This window comes from Streptomyces sp. YIM 130001, assembly GCF_003574445.1.
In the GTDB taxonomy this organism is placed as follows: Bacteria; Actinomycetota; Actinomycetes; order Streptomycetales; family Streptomycetaceae; genus Streptomyces.
Genome location: NZ_KZ984579.1, coordinates 1 through 26,476, shown reverse-complemented (window position 1 = coordinate 26,476; position 26,476 = coordinate 1). Strand labels below are relative to the sequence as shown.

The 26,476-nt window shown below is 69.5% G+C and carries 23 protein-coding genes; 21 read left to right on the top strand and 2 right to left on the bottom strand.

Features of this window, described 5'->3' with window-relative positions; genetic code table 11:
* The first annotated feature begins 138 nt into the window (after positions 1-138).
* Together dnaE and DSC45_RS34390 are read left to right on the top strand one after the other, a co-directional pair.
* Entirely contained in the window at positions 139-3,618 is a 3,480-nt protein-coding gene (gene dnaE, locus DSC45_RS34395) for a DNA polymerase III subunit alpha (protein WP_119295976.1), read from the top strand.
* Between the two features lie 7 nt (positions 3,619-3,625).
* On the top strand, positions 3,626-4,696 hold the full coding sequence (locus DSC45_RS34390; protein WP_119295975.1) for a DNA polymerase Y family protein: 1,071 nt from the start codon (positions 3,626-3,628) through the stop codon (positions 4,694-4,696).
* 120 nt (positions 4,697-4,816) lie between these two features.
* Here the strand turns inward: DSC45_RS34390 and DSC45_RS34385 are convergent, their stop codons facing one another.
* Both DSC45_RS34385 and DSC45_RS34380 read right to left on the bottom strand, forming a co-directional pair.
* A complete protein-coding gene (locus DSC45_RS34385; protein WP_119295974.1) occupies positions 4,817-5,542 on the bottom strand; it encodes a hypothetical protein in 726 nt (241 codons plus the stop codon).
* 214 nt (positions 5,543-5,756) lie between these two features.
* Positions 5,757-6,950: a serine/threonine-protein kinase gene (locus DSC45_RS34380; RefSeq protein WP_119295973.1), complete on the bottom strand. Its 1,194-nt coding sequence runs from the start codon at positions 6,948-6,950 to the stop codon at positions 5,757-5,759.
* Between the two features lie 400 nt (positions 6,951-7,350).
* On the opposite strand from DSC45_RS34380, the gene DSC45_RS34375 reads away from it, so the two are divergent.
* From DSC45_RS34375 to DSC45_RS34280, 19 genes are all read left to right on the top strand, one after another.
* On the top strand, positions 7,351-7,650 hold the full coding sequence (locus tag DSC45_RS34375; RefSeq protein WP_119295972.1) for a hypothetical protein: 300 nt from the start codon (positions 7,351-7,353) through the stop codon (positions 7,648-7,650).
* On the top strand, positions 7,647-8,963 hold the full coding sequence (locus DSC45_RS34370; protein WP_119295971.1) for a vWA domain-containing protein: 1,317 nt from the start codon (positions 7,647-7,649) through the stop codon (positions 8,961-8,963). Before DSC45_RS34375 ends, DSC45_RS34370 begins: the two co-directional genes overlap by 4 nt.
* A complete protein-coding gene (locus DSC45_RS34365) occupies positions 8,960-9,748 on the top strand; it encodes a hypothetical protein (protein WP_119295970.1) in 789 nt (262 codons plus the stop codon). The genes DSC45_RS34370 and DSC45_RS34365 overlap by 4 nt, the downstream gene beginning before the upstream one ends.
* Before the next feature lie 754 nt (positions 9,749-10,502).
* Entirely contained in the window at positions 10,503-11,024 is a 522-nt protein-coding gene (locus DSC45_RS34360) for a hypothetical protein (protein ID WP_162929428.1), read from the top strand.
* A 163-nt stretch (positions 11,025-11,187) separates the two neighbouring features.
* Positions 11,188-11,811: a hypothetical protein gene (locus tag DSC45_RS34355; RefSeq protein ID WP_119295968.1), complete on the top strand. Its 624-nt coding sequence runs from the start codon at positions 11,188-11,190 to the stop codon at positions 11,809-11,811.
* A 314-nt stretch (positions 11,812-12,125) separates the two neighbouring features.
* Complete coding sequence (locus DSC45_RS34350) at positions 12,126-12,680, top strand: ATP/GTP-binding protein (RefSeq protein WP_240435009.1); 555 nt, start codon at positions 12,126-12,128, stop codon at positions 12,678-12,680.
* A gap of 31 nt (positions 12,681-12,711) precedes the next feature.
* Complete coding sequence (locus DSC45_RS34345; protein ID WP_119295966.1) at positions 12,712-13,410, top strand: SAF domain-containing protein; 699 nt, start codon at positions 12,712-12,714, stop codon at positions 13,408-13,410.
* Between the two features lie 2 nt (positions 13,411-13,412).
* Positions 13,413-14,282, top strand: a complete 870-nt coding sequence (locus DSC45_RS34340; RefSeq protein ID WP_119295965.1) for a P-loop NTPase family protein — start codon at positions 13,413-13,415, stop codon at positions 14,280-14,282.
* Positions 14,283-14,466: 184 nt separating this feature from the next.
* A complete protein-coding gene (locus tag DSC45_RS34335; RefSeq protein ID WP_119295964.1) occupies positions 14,467-15,831 on the top strand; it encodes a TadA family conjugal transfer-associated ATPase in 1,365 nt (454 codons plus the stop codon).
* Positions 15,828-16,745: a type II secretion system F family protein gene (locus tag DSC45_RS34330; protein WP_119295963.1), complete on the top strand. Its 918-nt coding sequence runs from the start codon at positions 15,828-15,830 to the stop codon at positions 16,743-16,745. The genes DSC45_RS34335 and DSC45_RS34330 overlap by 4 nt, the downstream gene beginning before the upstream one ends.
* On the top strand, positions 16,742-17,647 hold the full coding sequence (locus DSC45_RS34325) for a type II secretion system F family protein (RefSeq protein WP_119295962.1): 906 nt from the start codon (positions 16,742-16,744) through the stop codon (positions 17,645-17,647). Before DSC45_RS34330 ends, DSC45_RS34325 begins: the two co-directional genes overlap by 4 nt.
* An 11-nt stretch (positions 17,648-17,658) precedes the next feature.
* On the top strand, positions 17,659-17,847 hold the full coding sequence (locus tag DSC45_RS34320; protein ID WP_119295961.1) for a hypothetical protein: 189 nt from the start codon (positions 17,659-17,661) through the stop codon (positions 17,845-17,847).
* A 42-nt stretch (positions 17,848-17,889) separates the two neighbouring features.
* The gene (locus DSC45_RS34315; RefSeq protein WP_240435008.1) at positions 17,890-18,312 is read left to right on the top strand and encodes a TadE/TadG family type IV pilus assembly protein; all 423 of its coding nucleotides are present in this window, start codon (positions 17,890-17,892) and stop codon (positions 18,310-18,312) included.
* Positions 18,309-18,758 carry a TadE family protein gene (locus DSC45_RS34310; RefSeq protein ID WP_119295960.1) on the top strand — a complete coding sequence of 150 codons (450 nt, stop codon included), beginning with the start codon at positions 18,309-18,311 and terminating at the stop codon, positions 18,756-18,758. The genes DSC45_RS34315 and DSC45_RS34310 overlap by 4 nt, the downstream gene beginning before the upstream one ends.
* A gap of 62 nt (positions 18,759-18,820) precedes the next feature.
* Positions 18,821-19,207 (top strand): pilus assembly protein TadG-related protein, encoded by a 387-nt coding sequence (locus DSC45_RS34305; RefSeq protein WP_119295959.1) that lies wholly within the window; start codon positions 18,821-18,823, stop codon positions 19,205-19,207.
* Positions 19,208-19,211: 4 nt separating this feature from the next.
* Entirely contained in the window at positions 19,212-22,883 is a 3,672-nt protein-coding gene (locus tag DSC45_RS34295; RefSeq protein ID WP_162929427.1) for a LysM peptidoglycan-binding domain-containing protein, read from the top strand.
* Positions 22,884-23,221: 338 nt separating this feature from the next.
* Positions 23,222-24,154, top strand: a complete 933-nt coding sequence (locus DSC45_RS34290; RefSeq protein WP_119295957.1) for a ParA family protein — start codon at positions 23,222-23,224, stop codon at positions 24,152-24,154.
* Positions 24,151-25,395, top strand: coding sequence for a hypothetical protein (locus DSC45_RS34285; protein ID WP_205571493.1), 1,245 nt, complete (start codon positions 24,151-24,153; stop codon positions 25,393-25,395). Before DSC45_RS34290 ends, DSC45_RS34285 begins: the two co-directional genes overlap by 4 nt.
* 685 nt (positions 25,396-26,080) lie before the next feature.
* Positions 26,081-26,365: a hypothetical protein gene (locus DSC45_RS34280; protein WP_162929426.1), complete on the top strand. Its 285-nt coding sequence runs from the start codon at positions 26,081-26,083 to the stop codon at positions 26,363-26,365.
* Positions 26,366-26,476: the final 111 nt, after the last annotated feature.

The following is a 26,476-nucleotide window of genomic DNA, read 5'->3' as shown; positions in this document are numbered from 1 at the left end:
ATCACTCGGTCGAGGTAATCCACGTTTGTCCCGTTCGTGTCGGAGGGCTTCACGCGCTACCTTTGTCGAACAGATATTCGAAATCGGGAAGGATTCGGCCATGGCCAGGGAGAGTGCAGTGCGGGGTGGGGGTGCGATATGGGCGGATTTACTCATCTGCATGTCGCGTCCGGCTACTCGCTGCGCTACGGCGCCTCGCACCCCGAGGACCTGGTCCGCCGGGCTGCCGAGCGGGGTATGAGCACGCTGGCGCTGACCGACCGGGACACGGTCGCCGGCGCGGTCCGCTTCCTGCAGGCGGCCGCGGTGCACGGGGTGCGGCCGGTCCTCGGCGTCGACCTGGCCGTCGCCCCCACCACCGAGCCCGCCGCGGGAAGCCGGGAGCGGCGTCGGGCGCCGGCCCGTGGTGGCGCGTATGTCGAGGAGGCGCCGTTGCGGGTCACCGTCCTCGCCGAGTCGGTGGCGGGGTGGGCGCGGCTGTGCCGGCTGGTGTCGGCCGCTCAGGTGGGGACGTCGGCGGGGGTAGTGCCGGTGGCGTCGTGGGGGTCGCTGCTCGAGCACGTCGGTGAGGGATTGTGTGTGCTGCTCGGGCCGGTGTCGGAGCCGGTGCGTGCTCTGGCGCATGGGCGCCCGGATGTGGCGGGGCGGCTGCTGGCACCGTGGCGTGAGCTGGCCGGTACTGGGGCGCGGGTGGGGCTGGAGGTGGTGTGGCACGGGCTGAACGGGACCGGGCCGGGGTCGCTGCGGCTGGCGGGCCGCACCGTGCAGCTCGCCGACGAAGCCGGTGTGCCGGCGGTGTTGACGGGCGCCGTCCGTTACGCGGATGCGGGCCAGCATCGGCTCGCGGACGTGCTCGATGCGGGGCGGCTGCTGCGGCCGGTGGACCGGCGCCGGCTCGACTGCGGGCAACGCTGGCTCAAGGGACCAGCGGAGATGGGTGAGGTAGCGGAGCGGATCGCGGCGGCCGCGGGCGACGGGCCCGAGCGGGCCGCGCGTCTGCTGCGCGAGACGGAGGAGACCGCGGCCCGGTGCCGGCTGGACGCCGCCGGCCTTGGGGTGGGGCGTCCGCACTTTCCCGAGCCGCACGTCGTGGGCGCGGGCGACGAGCCGGGGGACGGGATGCGGCTGCTGCGGCAGCGGTGCGAGGCCGGCATGACCGCCCGCGGCCTCGACACCGACCGGCGGGCGCTCGACCAGCTCGACTACGAGCTCGGCGTCATCGCAAGGCTGCGCTACGAGGGGTATTTCCTGGCCGTCGCCCAGGTCGTCGCCGACGTGCGGGCCATGGGCGTACGGGTCGCCGCCCGCGGCTCCGGAGCCGGCTCCATGGTCAACCACTCGTTGTTCGTCGCCACCGCGAATCCCCTCGAGCACCGGCTGCTCTTCGAGCGGTTCCTGTCCGAGCGTCGGACGTCCCTGCCGGACATCGACATCGACGTGGAGTCCGCCCGCCGCCTCGACGTGTACGACAAGATCTTCGACCGGTTCGGGGCCGAGCGGGTCGCGGTCACCGGCATGCCCGAGACCTACCGGGCCCGGCACGCGCTGCGCGACACCGGCCTCGCACTCGGCATCACCCCGCAGACCGTCGACCGCATCGCCAAATCCTTTCCGCACATCCGGGCCGTCGACATCCCCCACGCACTGCGCGAACTCCCCGAACTCCGCCAACTTCATGCTGGGGCTGAGCAGTTCGGGCCGTTGTGGGAACTCGCGGCCGGCCTCGACGGCCTGGTCCGCGGATATGCGATGCACCCGTGCGGCGTGATCCTCTCCAACGCCACCCTGCTCGACCGGCTCCCGGTACAGCCCACCCCCGGCGGCTACCCCATGGTCCAGGCCGACAAAGAAGACGTCGAAGCACTCGGCCTGCTCAAGCTGGATGTGCTGGGGGTGCGGATGCAGTCCGCGCTCGCGCACGGCGTCACCGAGGTGCGTCGCACGACCGGCCGGCACATCGACCTCGACAGCCCCGACCATGTCGACCTCGCCGACGAGGCGACGTTCGACCTGATCCGCCGCGGCGACGTTCTCGGCTGCTTCCAGATCGAGTCGTCCGGTCAGCAGGACCTGATCGCGCGCCTGCAGCCGCAGCACATGCAGGACGTCATCGCCGACATCTCACTTTTCCGGCCCGGCCCCGTGGCGGGCGGAATGCCGGCCCGCTTCATCGCCGCCCGGCACGGACTTGAGCGGCCGCACTATCCGCATCCCGATCTCGCGCCGATCCTCGACGACACCTACGGCGTCGTCATCTGGCACGAACAGATCATGGCCATCCTGTCGAAAATGACCGGCTGCGACCGGGCGGCCGCCGACGTCGCCCGCCGCGCCCTCGCCGACCCCGACCGCATCGACAACGTCGGCACCTGGTTCACCCGCACCTCCACCGAACGCGGCTACACCACCGAGGTCGTGGCCGAAGTGTGGGCGACCATCCGGGAGTTCGGTGCATACGGATTCTGCCGGGCGCATGCGGTCGCGTTCGCCGTACCGGCGGTGCAGTCCGCGTGGCTCAAGACCCACCACCCCGCCGCCTTCTACGCCGGCCTGTTCGAACACGACCCCGGCATGTGGCCGCGCCGCGTCCTCGTCCACGACGCCCGCCGTCACGGCGTCCCCGTCCTGCCCGTCCACGTCAACCACTCCCGGCCGTTCCACTCCGTGGAGCCCAGCGACGACGCCACACAGGGGTGGGCGGTGCGGCTCGCACTGTCCACGGTCCGCGGCATCACCGACGCGGAGGCCGAACGGATCGACGCCGGCCGCCCGTATGCCGGTCTGCAGGATCTGTGGCAGCGTGCCCGCCCCTCCCTGCCGCTCGCCCAGCGCCTCGTCCAGATCGGCGCCCTGGACAAACTCACCGGCGAGATGAACCGGCGCGACCTGCTGCTGCAGGCCACCGAGCTCCACCGCCAGACCCGCCAACGCACCACCGCAGACGGGCAACTCCCCCTCGATACCGGCCCGGTGACCGCAGGCCCGGCCGGACTGCCCGCGATGACGAGCCGCGACGTGATGGACGCAGAGCTGGACGTGCTGGCCGTCGACGTCACGCGGCATCTCCTCGAGCACCACCACCGGCTCCTGCGCGAGCTCGGCGCCACCGACGCCACCCACCTCCAGCACTTGCACGCCGGCCAGCACGTGCTCGTCGCCGGCGTCCGCGCCTCCACCCAGACCCCACCCATCCCGAGCGGCAAGCGCGTCATCTTCGTGACCCTGGAGGACGGATTCGGACTCGTCGACCTCGCCTTCTTCGAGGACAGCCACGAAGCCGTCGCGCACACCGTGTTCCACTCCGGGCTCCTCCTCGTCCGCGGCACCGTCTCCCGACGCGGCAACCGCCGCACCGTCGTCGGCAGCATGGCCTGGAACCTCGACGACATCGCCGCCGCACGCCGCGACCACGGCCCCGAAGCAGCCCTACGCCTGCTCGGCCACACTCAGCCCGCCCCGACCCCCGCACATCCCGAACCCACCCCGACTGCTGGGCGGACTCTGACCGACGGAACGGCTGGCGCGCAGTTGGCGGCGTGGAGCGATCTGCAGCCTGCCGGCAGCCGCTCCGCCGACCTGCGGCGCCTCGGCCACCGCAGCCCCGGATCGGCCGGGTGACCGGCCGATGAGCTGCCCAGCGGCCGGCACCAAGAGCGTCCTGCGGATCCACCTCTACCGGGTCGGCCCCGCCGACCAGGACACGTACGAGCAGGCCCTCGCGCTGCTGCGGGACATCACCCCGCTCGTCCAGGCTCTGCCACCCGACGGGGCGGATCTTGATGTCACGGGCGCACACCGGTACTTCGACCGGGACACACGCGACCTGGCGCTCCTGGTCCAACTGCGGCTCGCGGCGCTGTACGGACTGCAAGCCACGATCGGGGCCGGGCCGAACCGCATGCTCGCTTCCATGGCCGCCGCCGTCACCGCACCCGGCCACTGCACCATCATCGACCCCACCCCGGACGCCGTCGCCGGCTTCCTCCACCCGCAGCCTGTCGCGGCCCTGTTCGGAGTCGGGCCGGCTACCGCCCGGACTCTGGCCGACTACGGCATCCACCGCATCGGCGACCTCACCGACGTCCCCGCGCTCACCCTGCAGCGCATCCTTGGCAAGACCACCGCCACCACCCTTCACGAACGCGCCCGCGGACATGACCCGCGCCCCGTCATCCCCGCGGCCGCACCCCAATCCGCTGGCGCCACGTGGTCGTTCCCGCACGACGAACTCGACCACCACGCCCACCGCCGCGCGCTCATCGGACTCACCGAACGGCTCGGACTGCGCCTACGCACCAGCGGCCAGGTCGCCGCCCGACTCTCTCTGACCGTCGTCTACGCCGACGGCACCAGCACCCAACGCACCCGAACCCTGGCCGAACTCACCGCCCACTCCCCCACCCTCACCACCACCGCCTACGACCTCTACACCCGCCTCGCCCTCGAACGCGCCCGCGTCCGCACCATCACGCTCCGCGCCGAACACCTCACAAACGCCCAACACGCCACACACCAACTCCTCCTCGACCCCGCCGACGACAAACGCCGCCGCATCGAGGAGGCCTCCGACCAGGCTCGCGCCCGCTTCGGCGACCACGCCGTGCGGCCCAGCACGCTCAGCCAGGTCAGCAGCGAAGCCGCCCCGACCGCTGGAGGGGGACCTGCCTGGTCGGCCTTCCGCCGCCGCGGGCCGTGACCGGGCATCCCCTCACGACGCCGACCGCCAGCACCCTGCCCCAAATCGGCGAGCACTGGCGGTCGTGTCGAGGGACTGTGTACCGGCGGATGCTGGTCAGATCACCAGACACCGGCTGTCTCAGCCGTGCTGGATCGCTCTGAGCTCGTTGAGCGAGAGCTCGAGAGTTCGGACAGTGCGCTTGCTCGACGCCCAGGCGAGGATGTTCGGGTCGGGACTGCCACTGTCACGGTCGCCGGCAGCGGTGTCTTCACCGTCGGATTCAATGAGCCTCTGGATGTATTGCGCCAGTGCGCGGGGCCCGGATCCGCTGTAGCCCACTCCGTAGCCGTGTCCGGACTCCTGCGGCAGAGGTGTGATCAGCCTGTGGGAGGTTCTCGCCCAGAACTGCATCCCATCATCGACGATCAGGGAAGCGAAGGTATCTCCGGGACGGAGGTCGAGGGGGGCGTATGTCCGGTACTTCCAGTGCTCGATGTTGCCCGACACGGTGCGGTAGTGCTCTGCGACGACCGGGGATCCGAATTCGGGGTCTACCCACGTCTGACGGCAGAGGCAGCCATCTCCCGCGACAGCCGAAGGGCTCTCCTTGTCTTCGTACACGCATGGGTGGAACAGCTTGGGCATCTCCTCGTTCCCGACGAGGGTTGTGTGCAGGGGGTTCGGATCACATCGCTCCAGCCGGTTGCGCCACTCGTGGGCATAGGCGGATGTCGGCTCGATGGTCGTCGTGGCGTTGAGCCCGCCCATGACGATGCCTCGGGTGGGCTCGGTGTACAGGACGAAGTGGGACCACCCCTTCGAGGGGTCGTAGGTCACCTGCAAGTCGTGAGGCTCATAGGTCAAGTGGACGCTCTCCTTTGCACGTTGGGCCCCGCCGGGTGCCGCTCCAAGCCGATCTGCCCCAGCTTGGTGATCACCACTCCCTGGGCGGGCCGCCGGTGCTGTGCGAACACGGCGCGCCATCTCCCGAGGATGTGGCGAGTCACTGACACTCACGGCCCGCCGGGGGCACGCCACGCCTCAAGCACCGCTCCTGCACGCTCCGTCCGAGCAGCGCTCAGGTGCCGATCAAGGCGAGCGCCCACAGGCCGGCAGCGACCGCTGCAACAACAACGGCCAGGAGGACGAGTCGCGCAGGCGCGCCTACCGTCTTCTCAGGTCCGATCGGGTCTTGCTCGGGAGATGGTGGGTGCGCGGGAGCGCCGGGGATTCGAGGATCGGGGCCGCGCCGTTCGTGACCGTCGGGGTGCCGGGTGGTGGGTTGCGGCGGCGCGAGGTGGTAGGTGGTGGTCTTCGACTCCGGAGGAGTCGGGTCCAGCTCTGGGGTGTTCGGCTCTACCGGGGGTGGAGGCAGGTCGGCTGGTGGGGTCGGGCCGTCCGGGCCGAAGCCTCCTGGGAGCGGCCCGAGTTGATCGAACACGTCGATCGGCTCGGTGTGGTGGTCGACGGCTGGCAGGTACGCGGCAGTGTCAGCGATTCGGCTGCGGGCTTGGGCTGCTGACTGGATACGCAAAGCGGGATCGGGGTGAAGGAGCGGGCCGAGGGCCTGCCAGAGCCGGTCGTCGATGCCGGCGGGCGCCGGTGGAACGCCCCGGGCATGATCGAATTCCCGGACGAGCTGCTTGGTGTCGGGTGCCGTTCCTTGCAGGAGGAACAGTGCGACGACGCCGACGTTGAACACGTCGGCTGCTGCGTGGGGATCGTCTCCGTCGAGAAGCTCGGGCGCGATGAAACCGGGTGTGCCGACGATCTGGTGCGTGTGCGTGAGGCGTGGCTCGCCTTTACGCCAGGCCAGTCCGAAGTCGGAGAGGCGCAGGTGAGGGCGGCCGGTGCCGGTGGCCTCGAGGAGGATGTTCGCGGGCTTGATGTCGCGGTGAACGATCGTCTCGGCGTGTACGGCTTCGAGGCCGGCGAGGAGTTGGTCGATGAGGAGGCAGGCGAGCCGGGGTGGGAGGGGGCCGTAGTCGCCGACGAGGCTTTCGAGTGAGCCGCCGGCGACGAGGTCCATGGTGAACAGGACTTGGTCGTCCTCGGCAGCCCACGTGGCGGGAGCGACGACGTGGGGGTGATCGATGCGGACGCTCTGTTCGCGGACGAAGCGCAGTAGGTCTTGTGCCTTGTGGCGTTGGAGCAGTTTGACGGCCACGTAGGTGTGGCGGCGGTGGTCCCAGGCCCGCCAGACGGCGCCGGCTCCGCCGCGGCCGATCTCGTCGGCCAGGACGTACCGGCCGGCGAACGCGTGGTTGGTCATTCCGCCCCGTTCCTGTCAGGTCTGCTCTGCCGCGTGCTGGCGCGCTGCATCCCGCCGGGTGGGTGCCGAAGGGACGCGCTCACGCGGTTGCTCGGCGGTCGGTGATGCGGGCGTGCGCGGCACAGAGGATTTCACGTGGCGGGTGCGGGGGTGCAGTCGGGCAGTGAGCTCGGGGCCGAGTCGCGCGGTGGTGCGGCCGAAGTTGTCCGGGAGATTGAGGGGACGTCCGAGGGCATCGAGGCTCCGAGTCCGGGAGTTGGCGGGTGATGCTCCGGGTCCCAGGTGGTGCGGGATGACAGAACCCTATTGAGATTTGCTCTAGTGAATATTATGTTCTCTTCTGCGAACCAACGGTTCGGTTCAACTCCCCCGATCGCCTCCTGACTTGGACACGCTTGTGATGACACTGCCGCGAAACGGACTTCACAACAACGAAGAGGCGACCGCCGGGCCACCCGTGCAGGCGATCGGCACGGCACGGGAGATGTGGCCGCCCGACACCCAACAGGTGAGTTGGGAAGGCGACGCGGTGGTCGTCAAGGGCGGCCGGCCCTTCGATCTACCCGATTTCGACCAGGTCCAGGCAGCCTTCCCAGGCCGTCGGGTGACCCTGGACGGAGACGTCATCACCGTCTGGCCTCGCCCCGGAACCGGGCCCGCAGCCGACGAGCCGCACGAACCCTTCGGCGGTGCCCAGTGAAGGCACGGCGTGTACGCATCGCACTGATAGCCCTGGCCACGCTGCTGGGGCTGCCGTTGGCGGCTGGTTCAGCGGTCGCGGCGGAGGAGCCGCAGCCGCAGATCATGACGGTGCTGGATGCATCAGGGTCGATGAAGGAGCGGGACGCCGGCGGGCAGTCTCGGCTGGCCGCGGCCAAGTCGGCAGTGACCGGACTGCTCGATGACGTGCCCGAGGGCACCGCTCTCGGGCTGCGGGTCTACGGCGCCACATATCCCGGCGAGGACACCGGGTCCGGCTGCCGCGACACCCAACTCCTCTCCCCCGTCGCCAAGATGGACGACACAGCCCGGCAGAAGGCCAAATCCGAAGTCCGTGGGATCAAAGCGGTCGGGATGACACCGATCGGCAGCAGCTTGAAGACCGCCGCGAAGGACCTCGGAGACAGCGGGCCGCGCCGCATCATCCTCGTCTCGGACGGAGAGGACACCTGCGCGCCCCCGACAGCCTGCGACGTCGCCCGAGACCTGAAGGGAGCAGGCATCGACCTCACGGTCGACACCGTCGGATTCAAGGTCGGCGCGAAGGCACGGGCCGAGCTGCGGTGCATCGCGAAGGCCACCGGCGGCGAGTACGTCGACGCCGGCGACGCCGACGAACTCGGCGACGAACTGGCCGGGTCAGTGAAACGCGCACTGACGCCGTACGCGGTGTCCGGCACCAAGGTCCACGGCGCCGAGTCATGCGAGTCGGCGCCGGTCCTGGAACCCGGTCAGTACCAGGACGCCATGGAATACCGGCAGTCCCACTGGTACAAGGTTCGCGTGCGGCCGGGCCAGGCACTGCGCTTCAGCTCCGCGGTCATCCCGGACGGCCCGTACGAGAACGCCTCCTACGTCCGGGCCCGGCTCCATCTGCCGGGCGAGAGCCGGCCGTTCGCCGACGAGCAGCAGATGGAGTCGTTCTGGGCGAACGTGATCTCGACCGGCGTCGTCACCGACCGTATGACGTGGGGGCAGATGCCCGACAAGAAGGCCTCCACGCTCGTGTGCGCACAGGTCGTCAACGACGTCCAGGCAGCAGCCAAGAAGCACCCCGTCGAGCTCTCCGTCGGCGTCGAAGGCCAGGCCGTCGGCCCCGATGGGAAACCCGCCACAGACGCAGGAGCCGAGGCCGGAAAGAGCACGCCGGACACGTCGGCCTCGGATGCCCGCAACGCCGGCGCGTCCTCCGACAGCCTGATGCGGCCGCTCCCGATCGCCGCGGCGGTCCTGGGCGGTCTGCTGCTCGCCGCTCTCATCCGCCCCGCCGTCACCCGCCGGAGGACCCCGTGACACCGACCCGGACCGGGGCCCGCGCAGCCCTGACCAGCCTCGCCGCCGCGCTCATGCTCGGCACGGCCGCCTCCCCGGCCGTCAGCGCCGAGGACAGCGAAGCACTCCGTGGCGGAGCCTCGTTCAATTCAGCTCGAGCCATCCAACCGGGCACCCTCGAAGGCGACTTGATCGTCGGAGACCTGTACTTCTACAAGATCCACCTCAAGGCGGGGCAGTCCCTCACCGTAACGGCAGCCACCACGCTCCCAGCCGGCTACGACATCGGCGACAAGCCCGACCACCTCGGCGTACGCATCTACAACCCGGCCCGACAACCCGACCAGTGCAAGGCCGACCACGACAAGGCCGCCATCTACAAACACCTCCAATCCTCCCGCAAGGGCGGCAACGTCACTGCGGACTGCTCGGCCGGCACCCTGCAGGACCGCGACAAGCCCACGAACATGTCCGGCACCTACTACATCCAGGCCGGCATCACCTCCAAGAACCCCGGCCGCGGCACCGTCCTCCCACTGAAACTCACCATCAAGACCGGCACCGGCGTCACCCCCGAACCAGCCGAGCCCTTCAAGCCCGGCACACCCAACGTCCCCATCACCGACACCGATTCGAAGCAGCCCGCCAGCAAAGCGAAAGACGAGACACCAGACACCGTCCCCGCCGCCTCAGCCTCGAAGCCCATCTCGTGGATCGTCCTCGCCGCCGCAGCACTGTCCGCCACCGCGCTCATGCTCGCCCTGTTCGCCATCCTCGAGCAGCGCCGCGGCTCCCGGTTCCGCTGAGCAACGGTGCCTGTGACCTGCGGGACCGCTCCGCAACGACGAAGGTCTGGCCATGAGCAGATTTCCCTGCGCGCCGCTGTCACGTTTCGCTGCTCCGGGGTCCTTGCGGTAGGTGAACGCGGCAGCATGCCGCCCCGACATCACGAGGTAGCAGTGATGCGTATACCGGTCTTCCCGCCGAAACCCACAACGCGCGGACAGCAGGATGCGGTCCGGTGTGCCGATCCCTGGTGTGGGTGACACATCGCCCGCCGAGTCCGCCAGCGGTGCGCTCCGAAGAGGTGACGGGAAGTGGCCTGCAAGCTCCGTCACTCACGGGAGGGTCGCCGGGCGAGACGGCGGCCGTGCTGCGGAACGTGAAGCCGCGGACATCACCAGGCGGTCAAGGACTCGAGCATCACGTAAGAAGGGTATTCGATTGTTTGCATTTCAAATGCTGGCCGACTTCGTCGACCAACGAGATCGATTGGCCCCAGAATGCACAGGTTCCCGCCCGTCACAATGCGGTGAACTCCCTGCACAGGCTGTGGTGTTGATAGATCCACGCGTAGCCTGTGGGGCGACAGAAACCGCGTGGGACCAGTGAGAACACACCGACACACGACAGCAGGCAACACCCGCGCACTCATTCACCACGGCACTTGCGAAACGGGGAGGGACGATGGCCGCGCAGGCGTGCCCACGTAGCAACACACTTCGCAAACGAGACCTGCAAACACGTCGAGCAACGGCTATGGCCGCAGCCTCATGCACGGTGTTCCTCATCGCCGGCTGCAGCAACGACCTAGGCAACTCCGCAGATTCGAAGGAAGCCCCCTCCAAGACCCCACAGGCGACGAAGCCCCAGGCTTCGCCGACGCCCACGAGCCCGGAAGACACAGCCAAGCGCGAGCTTTCGGCGAGGTACGACGCGTACCAGGAGGAGCTCGCGAAGGCTTACGGCAAGGCAAGCACCAAGGGCACGAAGGTGAATCTCTACGCCACCGGCGTCGCGTTCGCCACGACACAGGGCCAGATGCGGGTCCTGCAGAAGGCCGGACAGAGCACGTCGGGCACCCCCAGAGCGGAGCTGGAAAATGCGTCGTTCGACCTCGACCGCACGGTTCCCAAGGCCACGGCGAAGTTCTGCTCCGATGTGTCGGACTGGAAGCTCCTGGATCGCAAGACGAAGAAGGAAGCCGACCTGCCCGAAGGCCGCTTCCTCCGGTACATCACCGTTGTCACGGCCGAGAAGTGGCCGAAGTACGGGTGGATGGTTCTCGAGGAGAAGAACTAGGAGGTCAAGTGCTGACCTCACACCTCGATCGGACGACGCCGACACGGCCTCGCAGCCGACGCAGGATCCCACGCGAATGACGCGTCCAAGGCAGACACCGACAGGAAAGTCACCCCGGTCCAGATCCGCGAATAGCACCTGCCCAACCCCCGAGAGGCACACCATGTGGCGTCACCACACGAATCATCACGGTGGTCTTCGCCGCCGTCGCATCCAGGCTCAGGTCATCAGCCTGGCAGCCGTCTGCAGCGCCGTCGCGGCGCTCACTTCATGCAGCAACGAGGACTCCGGGCAGGACGACAAATCTTCGAAGCCACCCACCAAGTCAGCATCCGCGGCCCCGGCGGAGCCGTCGAAGAGCAGCGACCCGAACGCGGCCGACAAGAAGGCGGTCCTGGACGCGTACGAGGCGATGTGGGTCGAGCAGGCAAGGGCATACCAGCAAGGCACCAGCAAGGGCACGAAGCTCAAGAAGTACGCAACGCTCGACGCCCTCGCCCGCGCCGAAAGCGACCTGATGGGAATGCGTGACCGCGGTGTCGTCGCCAAAGGGCAGCCGAGCAGCGATGCATCGGTGACGCGCATCGACATGACCCGCGAGGTCCCGCGCGCAGACGTCAAGGACTGCCTGGACACCGCCAAATGGACTCGCGTGTACCGAGAAAGCGGCAAGAACGTGCCGCTGCCCGATGCGCAACTCAAGCGCTATGAGACGACGGTGAAGGCGGAGAAGTGGGGAAAGAAGTGGATGATTCTGCGCGTCACGCCGCACCAGCGCGCCTGCTGACCACAGTCGGCTCGCTGTCAGCCGCTCTCTGTCTGTCCCTGACGGTGCCCGTCGGCTCCGCTCAAGCCGCTCCCCCTGAAGGGGGCGGCTGCAACGCGCAAGACACGTTCATCGTGTGTGACGCCGAGGAAGAAGCAGCTCCCCCCGAGAAAGCCGCTCAACCTGGAAAGCCGAGCAAGGCTAAAGGGAGGGGAAAGGCGGCTCCGCCGCCGTGCGCGGTGCTAAAAGCCGACCCTCAGCCTCCCGCCGGCAGTGACGTATGGGATGGGCACAAGCCCGGCGATGGAGCGATCTATAACCGTGTCTGCCCTGCGATGTACGCCACAGGGCAGATCGGTGTGCCCCCGCCGACCGCGTTCTGGGCGGCTGGAGCGCCCGAGGAGGAAGTTGACCCGGCGCAGTTGGCTCAACAGGCCGTCGACAAGATGCTGTTGCGGGGCGCTGACATCGGGATCACACCGAAGCCGGGTGGCAAGGGTGTGGTCGGTATGCCGGTCTATCTGTGGACCGACACGGGGCCGGAGACGTACGGGCCGAACGTCGCGACCGCTTCCGCGGGCGGTGTCACCGTGACGGCGACCGCGAAGGTCTCGAGGATCGACTGGGACATGGGTGACGGCAAGACGGTCACGTGCACCACGGCCGGCACGCCCTACAAGACCGCGTACGGGAAGAAGCCGTCGCCTGACTGCGGGCACCGGTACGAGCAGCCGTCGTCTTCGACCGCGTCCGGGAAGTTCCATGTCACGGCGACGTCCACCTGGTCGATCGACTGGCAGGTCACGGGCAGTGGCGAAGCCGGTGAGTTGACCGAGGTCCGTGACAACGCCGTGGACATCAACGTCGCTGAGGTCCAGGTCCTCAACTAGCACCTGTCCAACCCCCGAGAGGCAATTCAGCATGGATTCCCCCGCCGCGCCGCCGGTGCCACGCCCGGCTGCACCCACGCGCCCTGACGTTCCCATCACCACCCCTGCGCCGGCCCGAACTCAGCGCCGCTGGTCGGTAGTCGCGCTGTGCGTGGTGCTGGCCGTCGTGGCCGGCCTCGGCGCGGCAGCGGCCGTCACCTCGGCGAGCGACCGCACGCGAGTGCTGGCTATCGCGCGGGATGTTCCGGCCGGGCGGGCGCTGACGGATGCAGACCTGGTCACCGCGGAGGTGTCTGCGGACTCTGCGCTGGCGCCGGTGCCGGCGGACCGGAAGGCGTCGATGGTCGGGAAGCGTCCGGCGGTCGATCTGCGTAAGGGCGGGCTGCTGATCGAGTCGCAGTTGGCGTCCGGAACGGGCCTGGGCGATGACGAGCAGCAGGTCGGTGTCCAGATCAAGCGCGGCCAAGCTCCGGCCGGGACACTCGCGCCGGGCGACGCTGTACTCGCGGTCACCACACCCGCTCAGGGCCAGGGGGCGTCCTCGTCCCGGCAGGACGGCGGGGATGACCAGACGACGCCGTTCGAGGCGTCGGTGGTGACTGTGTCCCGTCCCGACGCTTCCGGCACTGTGGTTGTGAATCTCGCCGTCGGGGACGGGAACGGGCCGCAGTTGGCGACGTTGGCAGCGCAGGGCCGTATCGCCCTCGTGCGTGAACCGCGGGGGCAGTAGTCGTGCCCGTCACCGCTCTTGTGTCCGCGAAGTCGTGCGGCGTCACCACCAGCGCACTCGCCCTGACGTTGGCGTCGAAGCGTCCCTCCCTGTTGGCCGAGTGCGACCCGGCGGGCGGGACCGTGCGCGCCGGGTTCCTGGAGGGGCAGGTCGGCGCCGGCTTCGGGTTGTACTACCTGGCTGCTGCGGAGCGGACGGGGCACGATGCGCTCGCCAACGCCTTCGCGCACCACCTGTGGTCCATGGACTTGGAGGGGCAGCGCAAGCTGCTGCCCGGGTTGACCGATCCGGCCCAGGCCGGCGCGCTGAGCCGGACCTGGCCGGTGCTGTCGGACGTGCTGCATGTCCTCGCGGACGAGGCCGGGTACGACATCTACGTCGATGCCGGCCGGATCGCGCTCGAGGAGGGCCGTCTGCACGGCACACTGACGCCGGCTGCTGTGGTGCAACAGGCCGACCTGGTGCTGCTCGTGGTGCGCGGCACGGAGCAGTCCCTCACCCTGGCCCGCCACGTGATCGATCCGCTGCGTACCGAGCTGGCCGAGCGGGGGTCCGGTGCGGATGCGCTGGGGCTGCTCCTGATCGGGGACGGCCCGCATCGCGCGCATCAGGTCACCGAGGCGCTGAAGGCGCCGGTGTTGGCGTCGCTGCCGGGCGATGAGGCGGCGGCCTCGTATTTCGCGTCTGGGGGACGGCCGCCGCGCGGGTTCACCCGTGGGGCGTTGATGCGCAGTGCCCGCACCGCGACCGAGCAGGTCGAGGCGTTCACGGCGCGGCGTCAGGTCCAGCAGCAGTACCCGCCGCGGCCGACGACTCCGTACCTGGCGGGCTTCCTGAACCAGTTGAGCAAGAAGGGCGGCGCACGTGGCTGAGAGTCATACCGGCGCCAATGGCACGAGCCGTCCCGTCGACATCGCTGGTCTCCTCGCGGGCCGGATCGGGCAGCGCCCGCGCACCGACCAGCCGCCCGCGGTGCCCGCTACTCCCCCGCCGTCGAGGCCCGTTGCCCCTGCGGCGCCCGGCCCGTCGGCAGTGCCGGCTCCGCGACTGGCGGGTATGCCCGGTGAGATCCCGGTCGGGTGGGACGTGATCGAGGACATCCAGGCCGCGGTGTCCAAGCAGTTGAGTGCCCAGGACCCGGACAAGCTGTACGAGGATCCGGACCGGCGGGCCTTGGCACGGTCGTTGGCCCGCAATGCGGTCGCCGACTGGGCGGCGCTGTATGCGCAGGGCAACCGGCCGTTGACCGCGGATCAGGAGATCGCGATCGCGACAGCGGTCTTCGACAGCATGTTCCGCGGCGGCCGGCTGCAGACTCTCCTCGACGAGGACGGTGTCGAGGACGTGATGGTCGACGGGCTGCGCGCCCACGTGGAGTACTACGACCGGCCGCGGCGCACGATCGAGCGGGTCGCCGACAGCCACGAGGAACTCGTCGCGTGGGTCAACCGGATGTCCCGGCTGTCCGGTCACGGTGAGCGCGCCCTGACCCAGGCCACCCCGATGGTCGGCTTCCGTATGCCGGACGGGTCCCGGGTGACGGCATCGCTGCTCACCAGCCGTCCGTCGGTCATCATCCGCAAGCACCGCATCCGCAACACCGGCATCAACGAACTCGTGGAGTGGGGGTCGTTGAACCTGATACTGGAGCGGTTTTTGACGTCGTGCGTGCACGCCCGGATGAACATGCTGGTCGTGGGGGACATGGGCGCCGGCAAGACATCGCTGCTGCGGAGTCTGGGCCGGGAGATCCCCTCCTCCGAGCGGCTGGTCACCCTGGAGTCCGACCGCGAGCTGTACCTCGACGAGCCCGGCCCCAAGCCCGGGCCGGTCACGTTCGCGTTCGAGGCACGGCAGTCCAACGGCGAGGTCCGTGCCGGCGAGCGCGCCGGCGAAGTCACGCTCTCCGACATGTTCGCCACGGCCCTGCGGTACAACGCGACCCGCGTGATCGTGGGTGAAGTGCGCAGCAAGGAGATCAAGCCGATGCTGCAGGCCATGTCCGCGGGCGGGTCGGGGTCGATGTGCACGCTGCATGTGCGCAGGCCGCACGCCATCATCAGCCGGCTGGTGGAGCTGTGCACGGATGCCGGTATGGCCACCGAGGCCGCGCACCACCTGATCGCCTCGTCGATCGACGTGATCGTCTACCTCGGTTACCTGGATGAGACCGCGCTCGGGGGCCGCAAGCACCGGTACGTCTCGCACATCCACGAGGTCCACGACGTCGTCGGTGAGGGCGGGCGCCCGGTCACGACCGAGTTGTTCTGCCCGCAGCGCGGCGAACCGCGTGCCGTGTTCCGGCACATGCCGTCCTTCGTCGACGACCTGGAGCGCACCGGGTTGTTCAACCGGCAGTGGCTCGCCGACAACCCGTTCGGGGCGTGGCTCGGTCCGATGCAGACGGTGGGGGGCCGATGACGACGTCTCAACTCGCTCTGGTGGCTGCCTGCTGCGCTGTGTTGGTGGTGGTGGCCTGTGTGGCCGTCGCACGGGAGTCCCGGGGGCGCGTGGTAGACCCGTCGGCGCCGGCGTCCCGGTTGTCGGGGCGGCTGGCGCGGGCCCGTGCGGAGCTGCCGGAGCAATGGCAGCGCCGGTGGCGGCACATGGTCGCCGCGGCGGGCCTGGTCACGCTGGGCGTGTGGCTGTGGACGGGGTGGCCGGTGCACGGTCTCCTCGCCGGATCCGCCGTGCTGGCGCTGCCGTTCATCCTCAATCCCGGGACCGCTGCGGCGCAGCGCATCGAGCGGCTGGAAGCGCTCGCGCAATGGCTCAACCACCTGGCGGGCGTCCATCAGGCCGGTGTCAGTCTGCCGCAGACGATCCAGGCGTCGGCGAAGGCGGCCCCGGCTCCGATCTCGGTGAACGTGCGCGGACTCGGCAGGCGGCTGCGTTCGGACATGGACGCCAGCGACGCGTTCGCGGTGTTCGCGGACGAACTCGCGGACGGTGTCAGCGACCATGTGGTGCTGCTGTTCCAGAGCCACGCCGTGTACAAGGGGCCGGGGCTGTCGGCGGCACTCGAGGCGATGGCGGCGACCATTCACCAGCAGGCCGCGGATGCGCGTGATGTGGAGGCGGACCGGGCCAAGGTCCGTAAGTCGTCGCGCATGGTGTCGGTCGTGATCTGCGTGGTGGTGATGGGCTGCATGCTCAACGAGGCGTGGTCCGGCTGGTACCAGTCACCGGTCGGGCAGATCGTTCTGGCCGTCCTCGGCGGCCTGTTCGGCTGGACGTTGATGTGGCTGCGGCGTATCGCCCGTACCCGGCCCGATCCCCGGCTGATCGACCCGCTGCCGGCCGGTACCCGCACTGCCCTGGGAGCCGCCCGATGATCGCCGTTCCTGTCGAAGCCGTTGTGCCGGCTGCTGTCGCCGGGTTGCTGATCGGCCTGGCGGTATGGGCGGCGCTGCCGGCCCGTCGTGACCTGACCACTGTCCTGGACCATCTGGACGCCGGCACCACGGGCGCCAGCCTCTCCCGGCCCGGTGCGAGCCCGGTCGCGGAGGGCGGGTTCCAGGAACGCGTCGGTTCACGGCTGCTGTCCGAGATCGGTCACCGCATCACCCTGCCGGTTAGGGACCTGGACCTGCTCGGTATCAGCCCTGCCGCGCACCTCGGCAAGCGGTTCCTGTTCGCCCTGTACGGGCTGCTGTTCCCGCAGCTGCTGCAGGCGTTGTCGGCGCTGGCCGGTGCGCCGTTCCCGTTCGCGGTACCGGTCGTGGTGTCGCTGGCGCTGGCGGTGCTGTTCTGGTTCTGGCCCGGCCAGGACGTCGCCCGGGATGCGGCCGCCGCACGACTCGTCGTACGGCATGCCGTGGCCTCCTACCTCGATCGGGTGGCGCTCGCTCGGATCGCGAACTCCGGTGCCGCGCAGGCCTTGACCGAGACCGCGGAGGTCGGTGACGGGTTCATCTTCGTGCGGATGCGGCAGGTGTTCCACGAAGCGGACCTGTCCGGGGTCACCGTCTGGGACGCCCTGAGCCGCCTCGGGCACGAACTCGACATCCCCGAACTCACCCGCCCCGCCGACACTTTGGCGCTCGCCGGGGACGGCGCGGCCGTCTACACCACGCTGCAGGCACAGGCGCGGCAGTTGCGGATCGCCATCTTGTCGGACGCGAAAGCGCAGGCGAACGCGGCCAGTGCCGCGATGGTCCTGCCGGTGACCGCCGGAGTCATCCTCATGCTCACGTTCGTGATGATCCCCGTCACGATCACCATCCTCGGAAGCTGAAAGGTTCGCTCGTGGACATCCAGACCATGATCACGTTGGTGCAGGGGCGCATGGCGCAGTTGAAGGCCGCCAAGGACGCCGGTATGGCATCCACCGAACTCGCGATCATCACCGGGGGCGTGCTCCTCATGGCCGCAGTCCTGGTGGGCGCAATCAGAGGAAAGCTCCTGGAGAAGATCGGGATCATCGACGGCGCCTGAACCAGCGCTGGCGTCACAGAAGCAGGGAAGGAGAGGGGGGACGTGGGGCTGCAACCGTGGCGGAGACGCGCCGTGTGGCTGCACCGCAGGTCGCGGTGTTCGGACCGGGGGTTCGGGAGTGTCGAGTTCGCGGTGCTGGCCGTCGTCGTCCTCGCCCTGATCCTCACCACGGTCCAGGTCGGCCTGTATTTCCACGCGCGTAAGGTCGCCCAGTCCGCCGCCCGTCAAGGCGTCGAGAATGGACGGCAGTTCGGCTCCGGTCCGGGTGACGGCGTCGCTCAGGCGCAGACGTTCCTGGACCGCTTCGGCGGCAGTGTGCGGGGCGCGAACGTGTCTCCCGAGGGGAGTACGGCGCAGGAGGTCCGCATCACCGTGCGCGGGAGCGTCGCCACCCTGGTGCCCGGACTGACCCTCGATGTGGTCCAGCACGCCGACGGTCCCGTCGAACGCTGGACCGCCCCGTGAACGTCTTCCGGCGGCGCACCGCCGCGCTTCACGCGGACCGCGGCTCCTACGCGGTGGAGACGGCCGTCCTCGCTCCCGTCATGATCGCCCTGCTGCTCCTCATGATCGCTTTCGGGCGGGTCACCGACGCCGAGGGCGCCGTCGACGCGGCCGCGCGCGCCGCCGCCCGAGCGGCCTCCCTGGAACGCGACGCCGGCGCCGCGGAAGCCGAGGCCCAAGCGGCGGCGGACCGCAGTCTCGAGGGCGAAGGCATCACCTGCCAGACCTCCAGCGTCGTCGTCGACACCTCCGGCTATGCGCTCGACCTCGGCGTGGACGCCAACGTCGAAGCCACGATCGACTGCACCGCGGACCTGACCGATATCGGCCTGCCGGGGCTGCCGGGCGCCAAGACGCTCACCGCGTCGTGGACGAGCCCGATCGACACCTACCGGGGGCGCGGGTGATCACCAGGACACATCGGGCGGAAGCCTGGCTCCGGGCACAACTGTCGGCGGATCGCGGGTCCATGTCCACGTTCTTCGCCCTGTCGTCCGTCGCGATCCTGATGGTGATGGGCCTCCTCGTCGACGGCGGCGGGACATTGAACACCGCGAACCGGGCCACCTCTCTCGCGCAGGAAGCCGCCCGCACCGCCGGCCAGCAGATCGACCCCGGCCAGGCCGTCGAAGGCACCGCCATCACCATCGACCCGGACGCCGCCGTCGGCGCCGCCCAGGACTACCTCGCCAACGCCGGCGTCCAGGGCGACGCGGAGATCACCGACGGCGGGCAGAGCCTCACCGTCACCGTGACCGACACCTACGACACCTCCTTCGCCCAATTCGTCGGCAAGGCCACCATCACCGTGACCGGCACCGCCACGGCCACCCTGCAGACCGAAGCCGGAGGCTGACCCCATGGCCCCACACTCCCCCACCGTGCTGCGCACCCTGGGCAACCTCGCGCGCGGACTCCTGGGCCTCGCCGTCCTGGCCGCGCTCGTCGGCGGAGTTCCCTACCTGCTGCTGGCGGTCGGCCATCAGCCGACGGAACTGTCCGGCGGCCTGGACCTGGTACTGAAGGAGGACGACGGATCGCTGTTCCTCGTCGTCCTGACGTGCATCGGATGGGCGGCATGGGGAGCGTTCGCGCTCTCCGTGCTAGTGGAACTCGTCGCCGTGCTCCGCCGCCGTTCCGCACCCCGACTCAAAGGGCTGGGCGGCATGCAGTCCGTCGCCTCGTTCCTCATCGGCGGGATCGTGCTCCTCGCGCCGGCGACCGCGTCCGCCACGACCGCCGGACCGGCCGTCGCCGCCACCGCCGAGCAGACCGTCGGCCAGTCCGCCACCTCCGACGCTGCCGGGACCGGCAAGGACACTGCTGCTGCGGGCCACAGCCGAGCGGCGCAGTTGCCGACACACACGGTGTCCGGCCCCTCGGAACTGCCCTGGGACCTCGCCGAGCAGTACCTCGGTGACGGCACCCGGTGGAAGGACATCGCCGCGCTCAACCCCGGCGTCCCGCAACTCGCCGCAGGCGACCAGTTCCTACCCGAGGGGACCCACATCACTCTGCCCGCGGACGCCCGCACCAGCGGGAAAACTCCGGCCGCCGCACATGAGAGTGGGCCGGCCCCGCAGAACGCCGAGGACCCGCGGCTCCTCGAGGAGACGCCCGTAGCAAGCAGCCAGGAATCGGACCAGACGTATGTCGTGAAGCCGGGCGACACGATGTGGGACATCACCGACCGCGAAATAGGCGATCCCACCCGGTACATGGACATCGCCGACGCCAACAAGAACGTCGTCGAAGACCCCGATCTCATCTATCCCGGCGAGAAGCTCGTCGTCCCCACACCCGCCGGCGGCGACGAGCACAGCCCGGACGCCCCCGCTGACGAACGCCAAGACCCCTCCGGCACCGACGGCACAGACGAGGCCCCTGAGACGCCGCCATCCGACGGCGGCGAAAGCGGGGAGCAGGACAAGGACAGCGCCGCCGAGGAAGGGGAGCCTGAGGAAGAGGAGGATGCTCCACCGGCCGAGAATGCGTCGCCTCCGCGAGCGGAGGCGACGCCCGAAGCTAGCTCTCCGCCCGCCACCGCGCCGCCGGAGGGATCGCAGTCCCCGGATGCATCGGCTCCACCGCGCACCGAGAAGTCGGACAGCGACCCCCGCACCGCCAACACCGCTTCCGAGACCGAGGATTCATCAACGACCGGGATCGTCGCCCTCGCCGGCGCCGGCGTGCTCGCCGGGGCGATCGTCCTGATGCTGGCCCGCCGCCGCATCATGCAGCAGCGGCGCCGCCGCCCTGGCCGCTCCATCCCCATGCCGACAGGCCGTACCGCCCACACCGAACGCGCGCTGCGCAGCATCGATGCTCACGCCGAGCTCGAGCACCTGGACGCTGCTCTGCGCACGGCTGCCCTGCAGCTCGCCGAGGACGCGCGGCCGCTCCCGGAGCTGGCGGCCGTGCAGCTCGGCGCCGAAGGTGCCCGCCTCCACCTCACCGAACCGCTGCCGCCGGTAGCGCCGTTCACCGCCGAGCCGGAGCAGCATCAGGTGTGGTGGTGCCCAGCCGACGGCACCGAACTGCTGGACGAGGCCCAACTACGGGACGTTGACCCGCCGTTCCCGGCCCTCGTCGCGCTGGGCGAGGACGGCGACGGCGGCATCGTCCTGGTCGACCTCGAGCAAGTCGGGGCGATCCACCTCACCGGCAGCCTGCGTGAGCAGGTCCTGCGCACGCTCGGCATCGCGCTGACGCTGTCGCCGCTCGCCGGTGAGATGGACGTGCTGGTCGCCGGCGATGACACCGCGCCAGGCATGACGATCCTGGCCCCGGACCGGGTGGCTCTGCACAGTTCGCTGGGCGACGCGGTGCAGGCAGTGGCCGCTCACCACGACGAGCAGCAGCAAGTGTTGGCGGCTCTCGGGCCCGACGGGCTGGCGGCGGCCCGGCCCGACGACGAAGTCGGTGAACTGTGGCCGATGGTGGTCCTCGCTGACCTCGACGGATGTGCGGACCCCGAGGCTTCGACGCGTCTACTCGACCTGCTCGGCGCGACACCGCGCTCGGCGGTCGCGATCGTCACCAGCGGCATGGGACCGCTCGCGGGTGACGGGGCAGGCGTGTGGGAGGTCGACACCGACTCCCCGTCCGTGACCGTGCCGGCTACGACGCTGACCTGCCACCTGGCCGCCTGCTCGGACGACGACTACGCGGACGTGATGGAACTTGCCCTCACTGCCGACTCCCCCACCGACGTTCCCGCCGCAGCCTCGCCGACGCCGCCTGAACGCCCGGTCTTCACGGTGACGGGGCCTGCGTTCCCGGATGACAAGCGGTTCGGACCGCCGGTCGATCGCGAGGACACGGCGTTGCCCGAGGACGCAGAGGAGAGTGGGGCGGAGTCGGTGGCATTCGTGCCGGCGCCGAAGGAGGAGCCTCGGCCCCCGAGTATTCTGGCTGAACTCGTCGACCTCGACGACGACCTGGTCGAAGTGCCGGACGGTGAAGACCACGCGTCCGCTCCCCTCGCCCCATACAGCGAGCCGACCGACGAGCCTGTTGCCGATGACTCAGCGGGCAAGCTCCTCGAGGAAGCAACGGACTCCACTCCCCCGGGCCCTACCGACAGTGCGCTCGCCCCACCTGCCAGCCGCCGACCGGCAGGGGCATCAGCGTCCGACACCGTGCTGCCGGCACTCGTCACCCCGCCGCGCGTCAGCGCACGGGTCCCCGAGCCCGACGCAGACGAAACACCACACGAGACACCGGTGGACGGACTACTGGCCGGACACGACGCCACCGATGGCAGGCCCGAACCAGACCGAGACGAGACGGCGCCCGCACCAATGGTGCTGCTGCTGGGGCCCGTCGATCTCGACGGCGCCGAGGGAACCATCGCCTCCAACCGGCACGGCACGGCACTGGAGTTGGCCGCGTGGCTCGCTCTCCACCCGGGTGCCGACCGGCACCAGATCGACGAGGTCCTCGCTCCGGGCGGCCGCGTCCAGCGGGACACCCGCAATACCCGGGTCGCCGACGTGCGGCGCTGGCTCGGCACCCGGCCCGACGGCGCCCACTATCTCCCCCACATCAGCAGCCAGCCGGACAAGCGGCTGCGCTTCGCCGGTGTCGACTGCGACTGGCACGAGTTCCAGCGCCTACGGTCCGAGGCCGAAGCGCCGGACGCGCCGGTGGAACGGCTACTGCGACAGGCGCTGGAGCTGGTACGCGGCCGCCCGTTCGCCGGGGTCCCGCCCCGTCGCTACGTGTGGGCAGAGCACCTCACTCAGGACATGATCGAGAAGATCGTGGACGCCGCGACCGCACTCGGCGATCGGCGCCTGGCCGACCGGGACCCCAGGGGAGCGTTGTGGGCGGCAACGCGCGGCTTGGAGGCCGCACGTGAGGTGGAAAGTCTCTGGCGGATCCGGCTGCGAGCGCTGTCCCTCCTCGGAGCCGAGGAGGAGCTGGAGCAGGCCATCCGTGACCTCGAGGCGCTCCTCCTGGACCTCGGCGCCTCCATGGACGCGGAGACCGAAGAGACCCTCCGGCTGTTGGAGGCTGCGCGCCGCTGACCCGAGCGACACCAACGGCAGTCCGCTCGGCCTGGCCCGTGGTTTCGGGCTCTGGGTCAGCAAGTGGGTCAGCAGATTCGATGGCGGGTCAGCGGCTGGCGGTGGTTGTCCGGTCCGGATTCCGGTAACGCCGGCCCCGCCCACTGGGCGCCGCCTCTTGGAGGGAGTTTGCGCTCGCCCTGGCCCTCGGCCGCGTCGGTTCGGGCTCTCCAATTGGAGAGCCCAGACTGACCGTTCGTGCAGGTATGGGCGTATGCCAGGATTCCGCAGAGATGAAGCTCGCTCCCAACCTCTCCAATTGGAGAGTGAAGAGTTGAGTAGACCGGAAGGAGGGGCCGGTGCTGAGTGACGCCGTGGAGCCCAGTGAGCCACCGCAGAACTGCATCATGGTCGGCACGGGGAAGGGCGGGGTCGGTAAAAGCACGATCGGCGCGCACCTTGCTGGCCACTGTGCGGCCGACGGGATGCGCACCCTGTTCGTGTGCGTCACGAGCCAGGATGACGACGACCTCGGGATCACGGAGTTCGACCGGGGGCTTCACCCGGAGGGCCCGAGTGTCCTCGACGGCCGCGGCCTGTACCGGTCCATCAGCGAACGCCTCCCCTTGGCGCCCATCCGCGAAGTACGTCCGAACCTCGACGTGGTGCCAGGCGGCGAGGCAGTGGGCGAGCTCGTCCCCCTACTCATGCACCGCATCATGACCGAAGGCACGTCCGTGGTGCTGTCGTTGGCACACGCACTGGCCCCGCTGGCGCCGTGGTACGACCGGATCGTCATCGACAGCGCACCAGAGAACGACTCCCTGGAGCAACTGGCCCTCGGCGCTTCTCGTCACCTCGTGGTGCCGACCCGCTCCGACGAATCGTCGATCAAGGGCATCCGGCGGATCTCTCGCAACTACAAGGCCGTGCGCCGGCAGGTGAACCCACAACTGCGGGTGGCGGGAGCGTTCCTGTACGCCTCGCACCCCACCGCCACGTCGATGCACACGGAAGTCCACGAGGACATACGCCGGGAGCTCGGGCAGTCGACACCGATCCTGTCGACGGTCGTCGGCTACCGAGAGAAGCCGGCCCGCAACGCCCGCAAGAAGGGCCTGCTGTTCCCCGAGTACGAAGAGCTCCTCGCGTCCAGCGCGAAGAGCTACGACGTCGCCGCCGGCCGGGCGACCGTCGCTGACGTCGTCCCGGAATCGATCGTGTCCCTGGCTGCCGACATGCGGCGCCTCAACCTCGAGATCCTCAACTCCTGCGAAAGGGCAGCTCCATGACCGGCTTCGACGACGACACCGATACGGGACAGCTGCTGCCAGCCGGCACCGGCCTGCTCGGCGGTGGCATCCCCGCCGTCCGACAAAAGGCCTCCGTCGTCGTACAGGCACCCGTCGGCACGACCCTGGAATCAATCCCCGCTCCGCAATCGCCCTCCGGGGACGGAGCCCTCGCTCCGCATGAGCAGGAAGCCCTCACCGCCTGCAAAGCAGGCATGAACAACCTGCAGAACGCCTTCTGGGTCGCCGGCAAGAGCCTCGAGACGATGGCACGCGGCAACCTCCACCGCAACGAAGGGTTCACCAGCTTCGCCGACTTCGTCTGGACGAACTGGGAGATCTCCGAGCCGAACATGCACCGCCTCATCAAGGCGTGGCCCATCGGCGAGTCCCTGTCCCAACTCGGGTGGCGGCCACGCGAGTCACAGGTCCGCGAGCTGACCGAACTCGGGGAACAGGCCGCAGTCGCCGTTTACGACACGGTCGCACGCACCGGCAAAGTGACCGCGAAGATCCTCCACCACGTCGTCCGGCAACTCCCTGCCCTCCCCCAGCCCACCCAACCTGCCGATATCCAGAGCCTCGTCAAAGAAATCCTGACCGGCCCCCACGACGAGGCAGCCGCTCCCGAAGACAAGACTCCGGAGAACAAGCAAGCGGCGCCCGAGCACCCGGCCACGGCCACCTCACAGCCCTCCAGCAGCTCAAGCACGGCCAGCTCTCCAATTGGAGAGCCAACGGCAGGACCAGGCGCGCCGCCCCCGCGTTCCCCGGACCACGACAGCACCGGCAGCGACCTGCGCCGCATGGCAGCAGCGTTCAGCGACCTCCAGGCGATCAATCGCCGCCTCACCAAACAGGCCGTGCAGCGTGCGACCGACCACGATGCCGAACGCGCGGAGACGCTCCGCAGCCACATTGGCGACGCCCTCGTCCGCATCGCCGGCACTGTGGCCACCGGCCATGCCGCGGCCGACACTGCCCGGCCTGTCGACACGGAGCCATTCACACAGCGTCCCCATGACGAGAACGAGGATGTCATCGGCGACCGCACCTCCTCCGTACTGCCGTACGACGACCCTGCGGCCATCGGGCAACTCCTCGACCGGAACCTGGAAGAACGACATCTCCTCGAACTCGTCGTGACGCTCGCGCGCTACGCCGAAGGGCGGCGGAAGGGGAACCTGGCAGACCTCTTGAACGAGCTCGCAGACGGGCAGAACAACGACGTCAAGCTGTGAGCAGTCGCGCCTACACGCAGGCCCGCGAGGACATCCTCGCGGCGAAGGCGGAGGGCAGAAGCCCCCGAAGCCGCGGTACCAGGAGGCGTCGGGCAGGTGATCGCCCTGATGACCACGCCGCAGGATCCCGTGAAACGGGCGAAGACGACACGCGGCGAAGAATAGAGAGCGCCGCCGCGGCGCCTGAGGTGTCGCACTGCACCGATCTGTATTGCCATAGAGTGACGAAAGCGTCGCCTTCGGTAAATAATGGGACGGATTCGTACAAGCCCCACTGGATCGCGTGACGCGCCAAGACCCCGCAGAGCAGGCAGCAGCGTGGAGCCGACGCCATTATCCCGGCCCGAGAGTTCAACGTCACCGCTACGTGCCGGTTCACCGTGACGGTATGGCCGCTGTCATCAAGGCCTTGCAGTCCATGCGGCCCCAGCTCGACCAGCTCACCCAGGGCCGCATCCCATGAACAGCAACTGCGTGACCAGATACCTGCTCGTCACGCACCGTACCGGCCCTCACCACCCCAGGTCGCCACCCTCCCCCACTGGTCGTGGGCGCACTCCCCGAGCAAGCCGCGGAGCGGGTACGTGCGAAACACGGTGGCCTGTACGAGCCGGCCGGCATGTACCACGTGAAGACGATCGCCGACCGTGACACCAGCCTCGCGGCATCTGAGAGACTGCACCCCATGAACGCTGCCGCACCCTCACCCGCCCTGGAAGCCCTGCTGTCGGTCCAGGCCCGAGACGAGTACCGCGCCCTCACCGAAGCCCAGGCCGCGCTCGTCGACCAGGCGATCGGCATGCTCGCCCGCGACCCCGAGGCACGCGGCACCGTCGACGAGGGACAGGGCGCCCGCCGCGCGTTCGTCTCGCAGGATCTGCAGATCCGCTACGGCACCCACCGCAACCTGCTGGTCATCGCGGAGATCATCGTCACCGGCGGTGGATTCCTCCTCGGCGACGGCGCATGAGCATGACCCCGGCCGAGGCGAAGCGCCTGGAGCGCGCCGAGCAGCGCGCGGACTCCGCGATCGCCCAGTGCAAGGAACTCGCGCAGCAGATCAAGACGCTCCAGAAGCGAC

What these genes read in the sequence shown, in the direction of transcription:
- dnaE (WP_119295976.1), top strand. Translation starts at nt 139, where the DNA reads ATGGGCGGATTTACTCATCTGCATGTCGCGTCCGGCTACTCGCTGCGC.
- DSC45_RS34390 (WP_119295975.1), top strand. Translation starts at nt 3,626, where the DNA reads ATGAGCTGCCCAGCGGCCGGCACCAAGAGCGTCCTGCGGATCCACCTC.
- DSC45_RS34380 (WP_119295973.1), bottom strand. Translation starts at nt 6,950, where the DNA reads ATGACCAACCACGCGTTCGCCGGCCGGTACGTCCTGGCCGACGAGATC.
- DSC45_RS34375 (WP_119295972.1), top strand. Translation starts at nt 7,351, where the DNA reads ATGACACTGCCGCGAAACGGACTTCACAACAACGAAGAGGCGACCGCC.
- DSC45_RS34355 (WP_119295968.1), top strand. Translation starts at nt 11,188, where the DNA reads ATGTGGCGTCACCACACGAATCATCACGGTGGTCTTCGCCGCCGTCGC.
- DSC45_RS34350 (WP_240435009.1), top strand. Translation starts at nt 12,126, where the DNA reads ATGTACGCCACAGGGCAGATCGGTGTGCCCCCGCCGACCGCGTTCTGG.
- DSC45_RS34345 (WP_119295966.1), top strand. Translation starts at nt 12,712, where the DNA reads ATGGATTCCCCCGCCGCGCCGCCGGTGCCACGCCCGGCTGCACCCACG.
- DSC45_RS34335 (WP_119295964.1), top strand. Translation starts at nt 14,467, where the DNA reads ATGCCCGGTGAGATCCCGGTCGGGTGGGACGTGATCGAGGACATCCAG.
- DSC45_RS34330 (WP_119295963.1), top strand. Translation starts at nt 15,828, where the DNA reads ATGACGACGTCTCAACTCGCTCTGGTGGCTGCCTGCTGCGCTGTGTTG.
- DSC45_RS34325 (WP_119295962.1), top strand. Translation starts at nt 16,742, where the DNA reads ATGATCGCCGTTCCTGTCGAAGCCGTTGTGCCGGCTGCTGTCGCCGGG.
- DSC45_RS34305 (WP_119295959.1), top strand. Translation starts at nt 18,821, where the DNA reads ATGTCCACGTTCTTCGCCCTGTCGTCCGTCGCGATCCTGATGGTGATG.
- DSC45_RS34295 (WP_162929427.1), top strand. Translation starts at nt 19,212, where the DNA reads ATGGCCCCACACTCCCCCACCGTGCTGCGCACCCTGGGCAACCTCGCG.
- DSC45_RS34285 (WP_205571493.1), top strand. Translation starts at nt 24,151, where the DNA reads ATGACCGGCTTCGACGACGACACCGATACGGGACAGCTGCTGCCAGCC.
- DSC45_RS34280 (WP_162929426.1), top strand. Translation starts at nt 26,081, where the DNA reads ATGAACGCTGCCGCACCCTCACCCGCCCTGGAAGCCCTGCTGTCGGTC.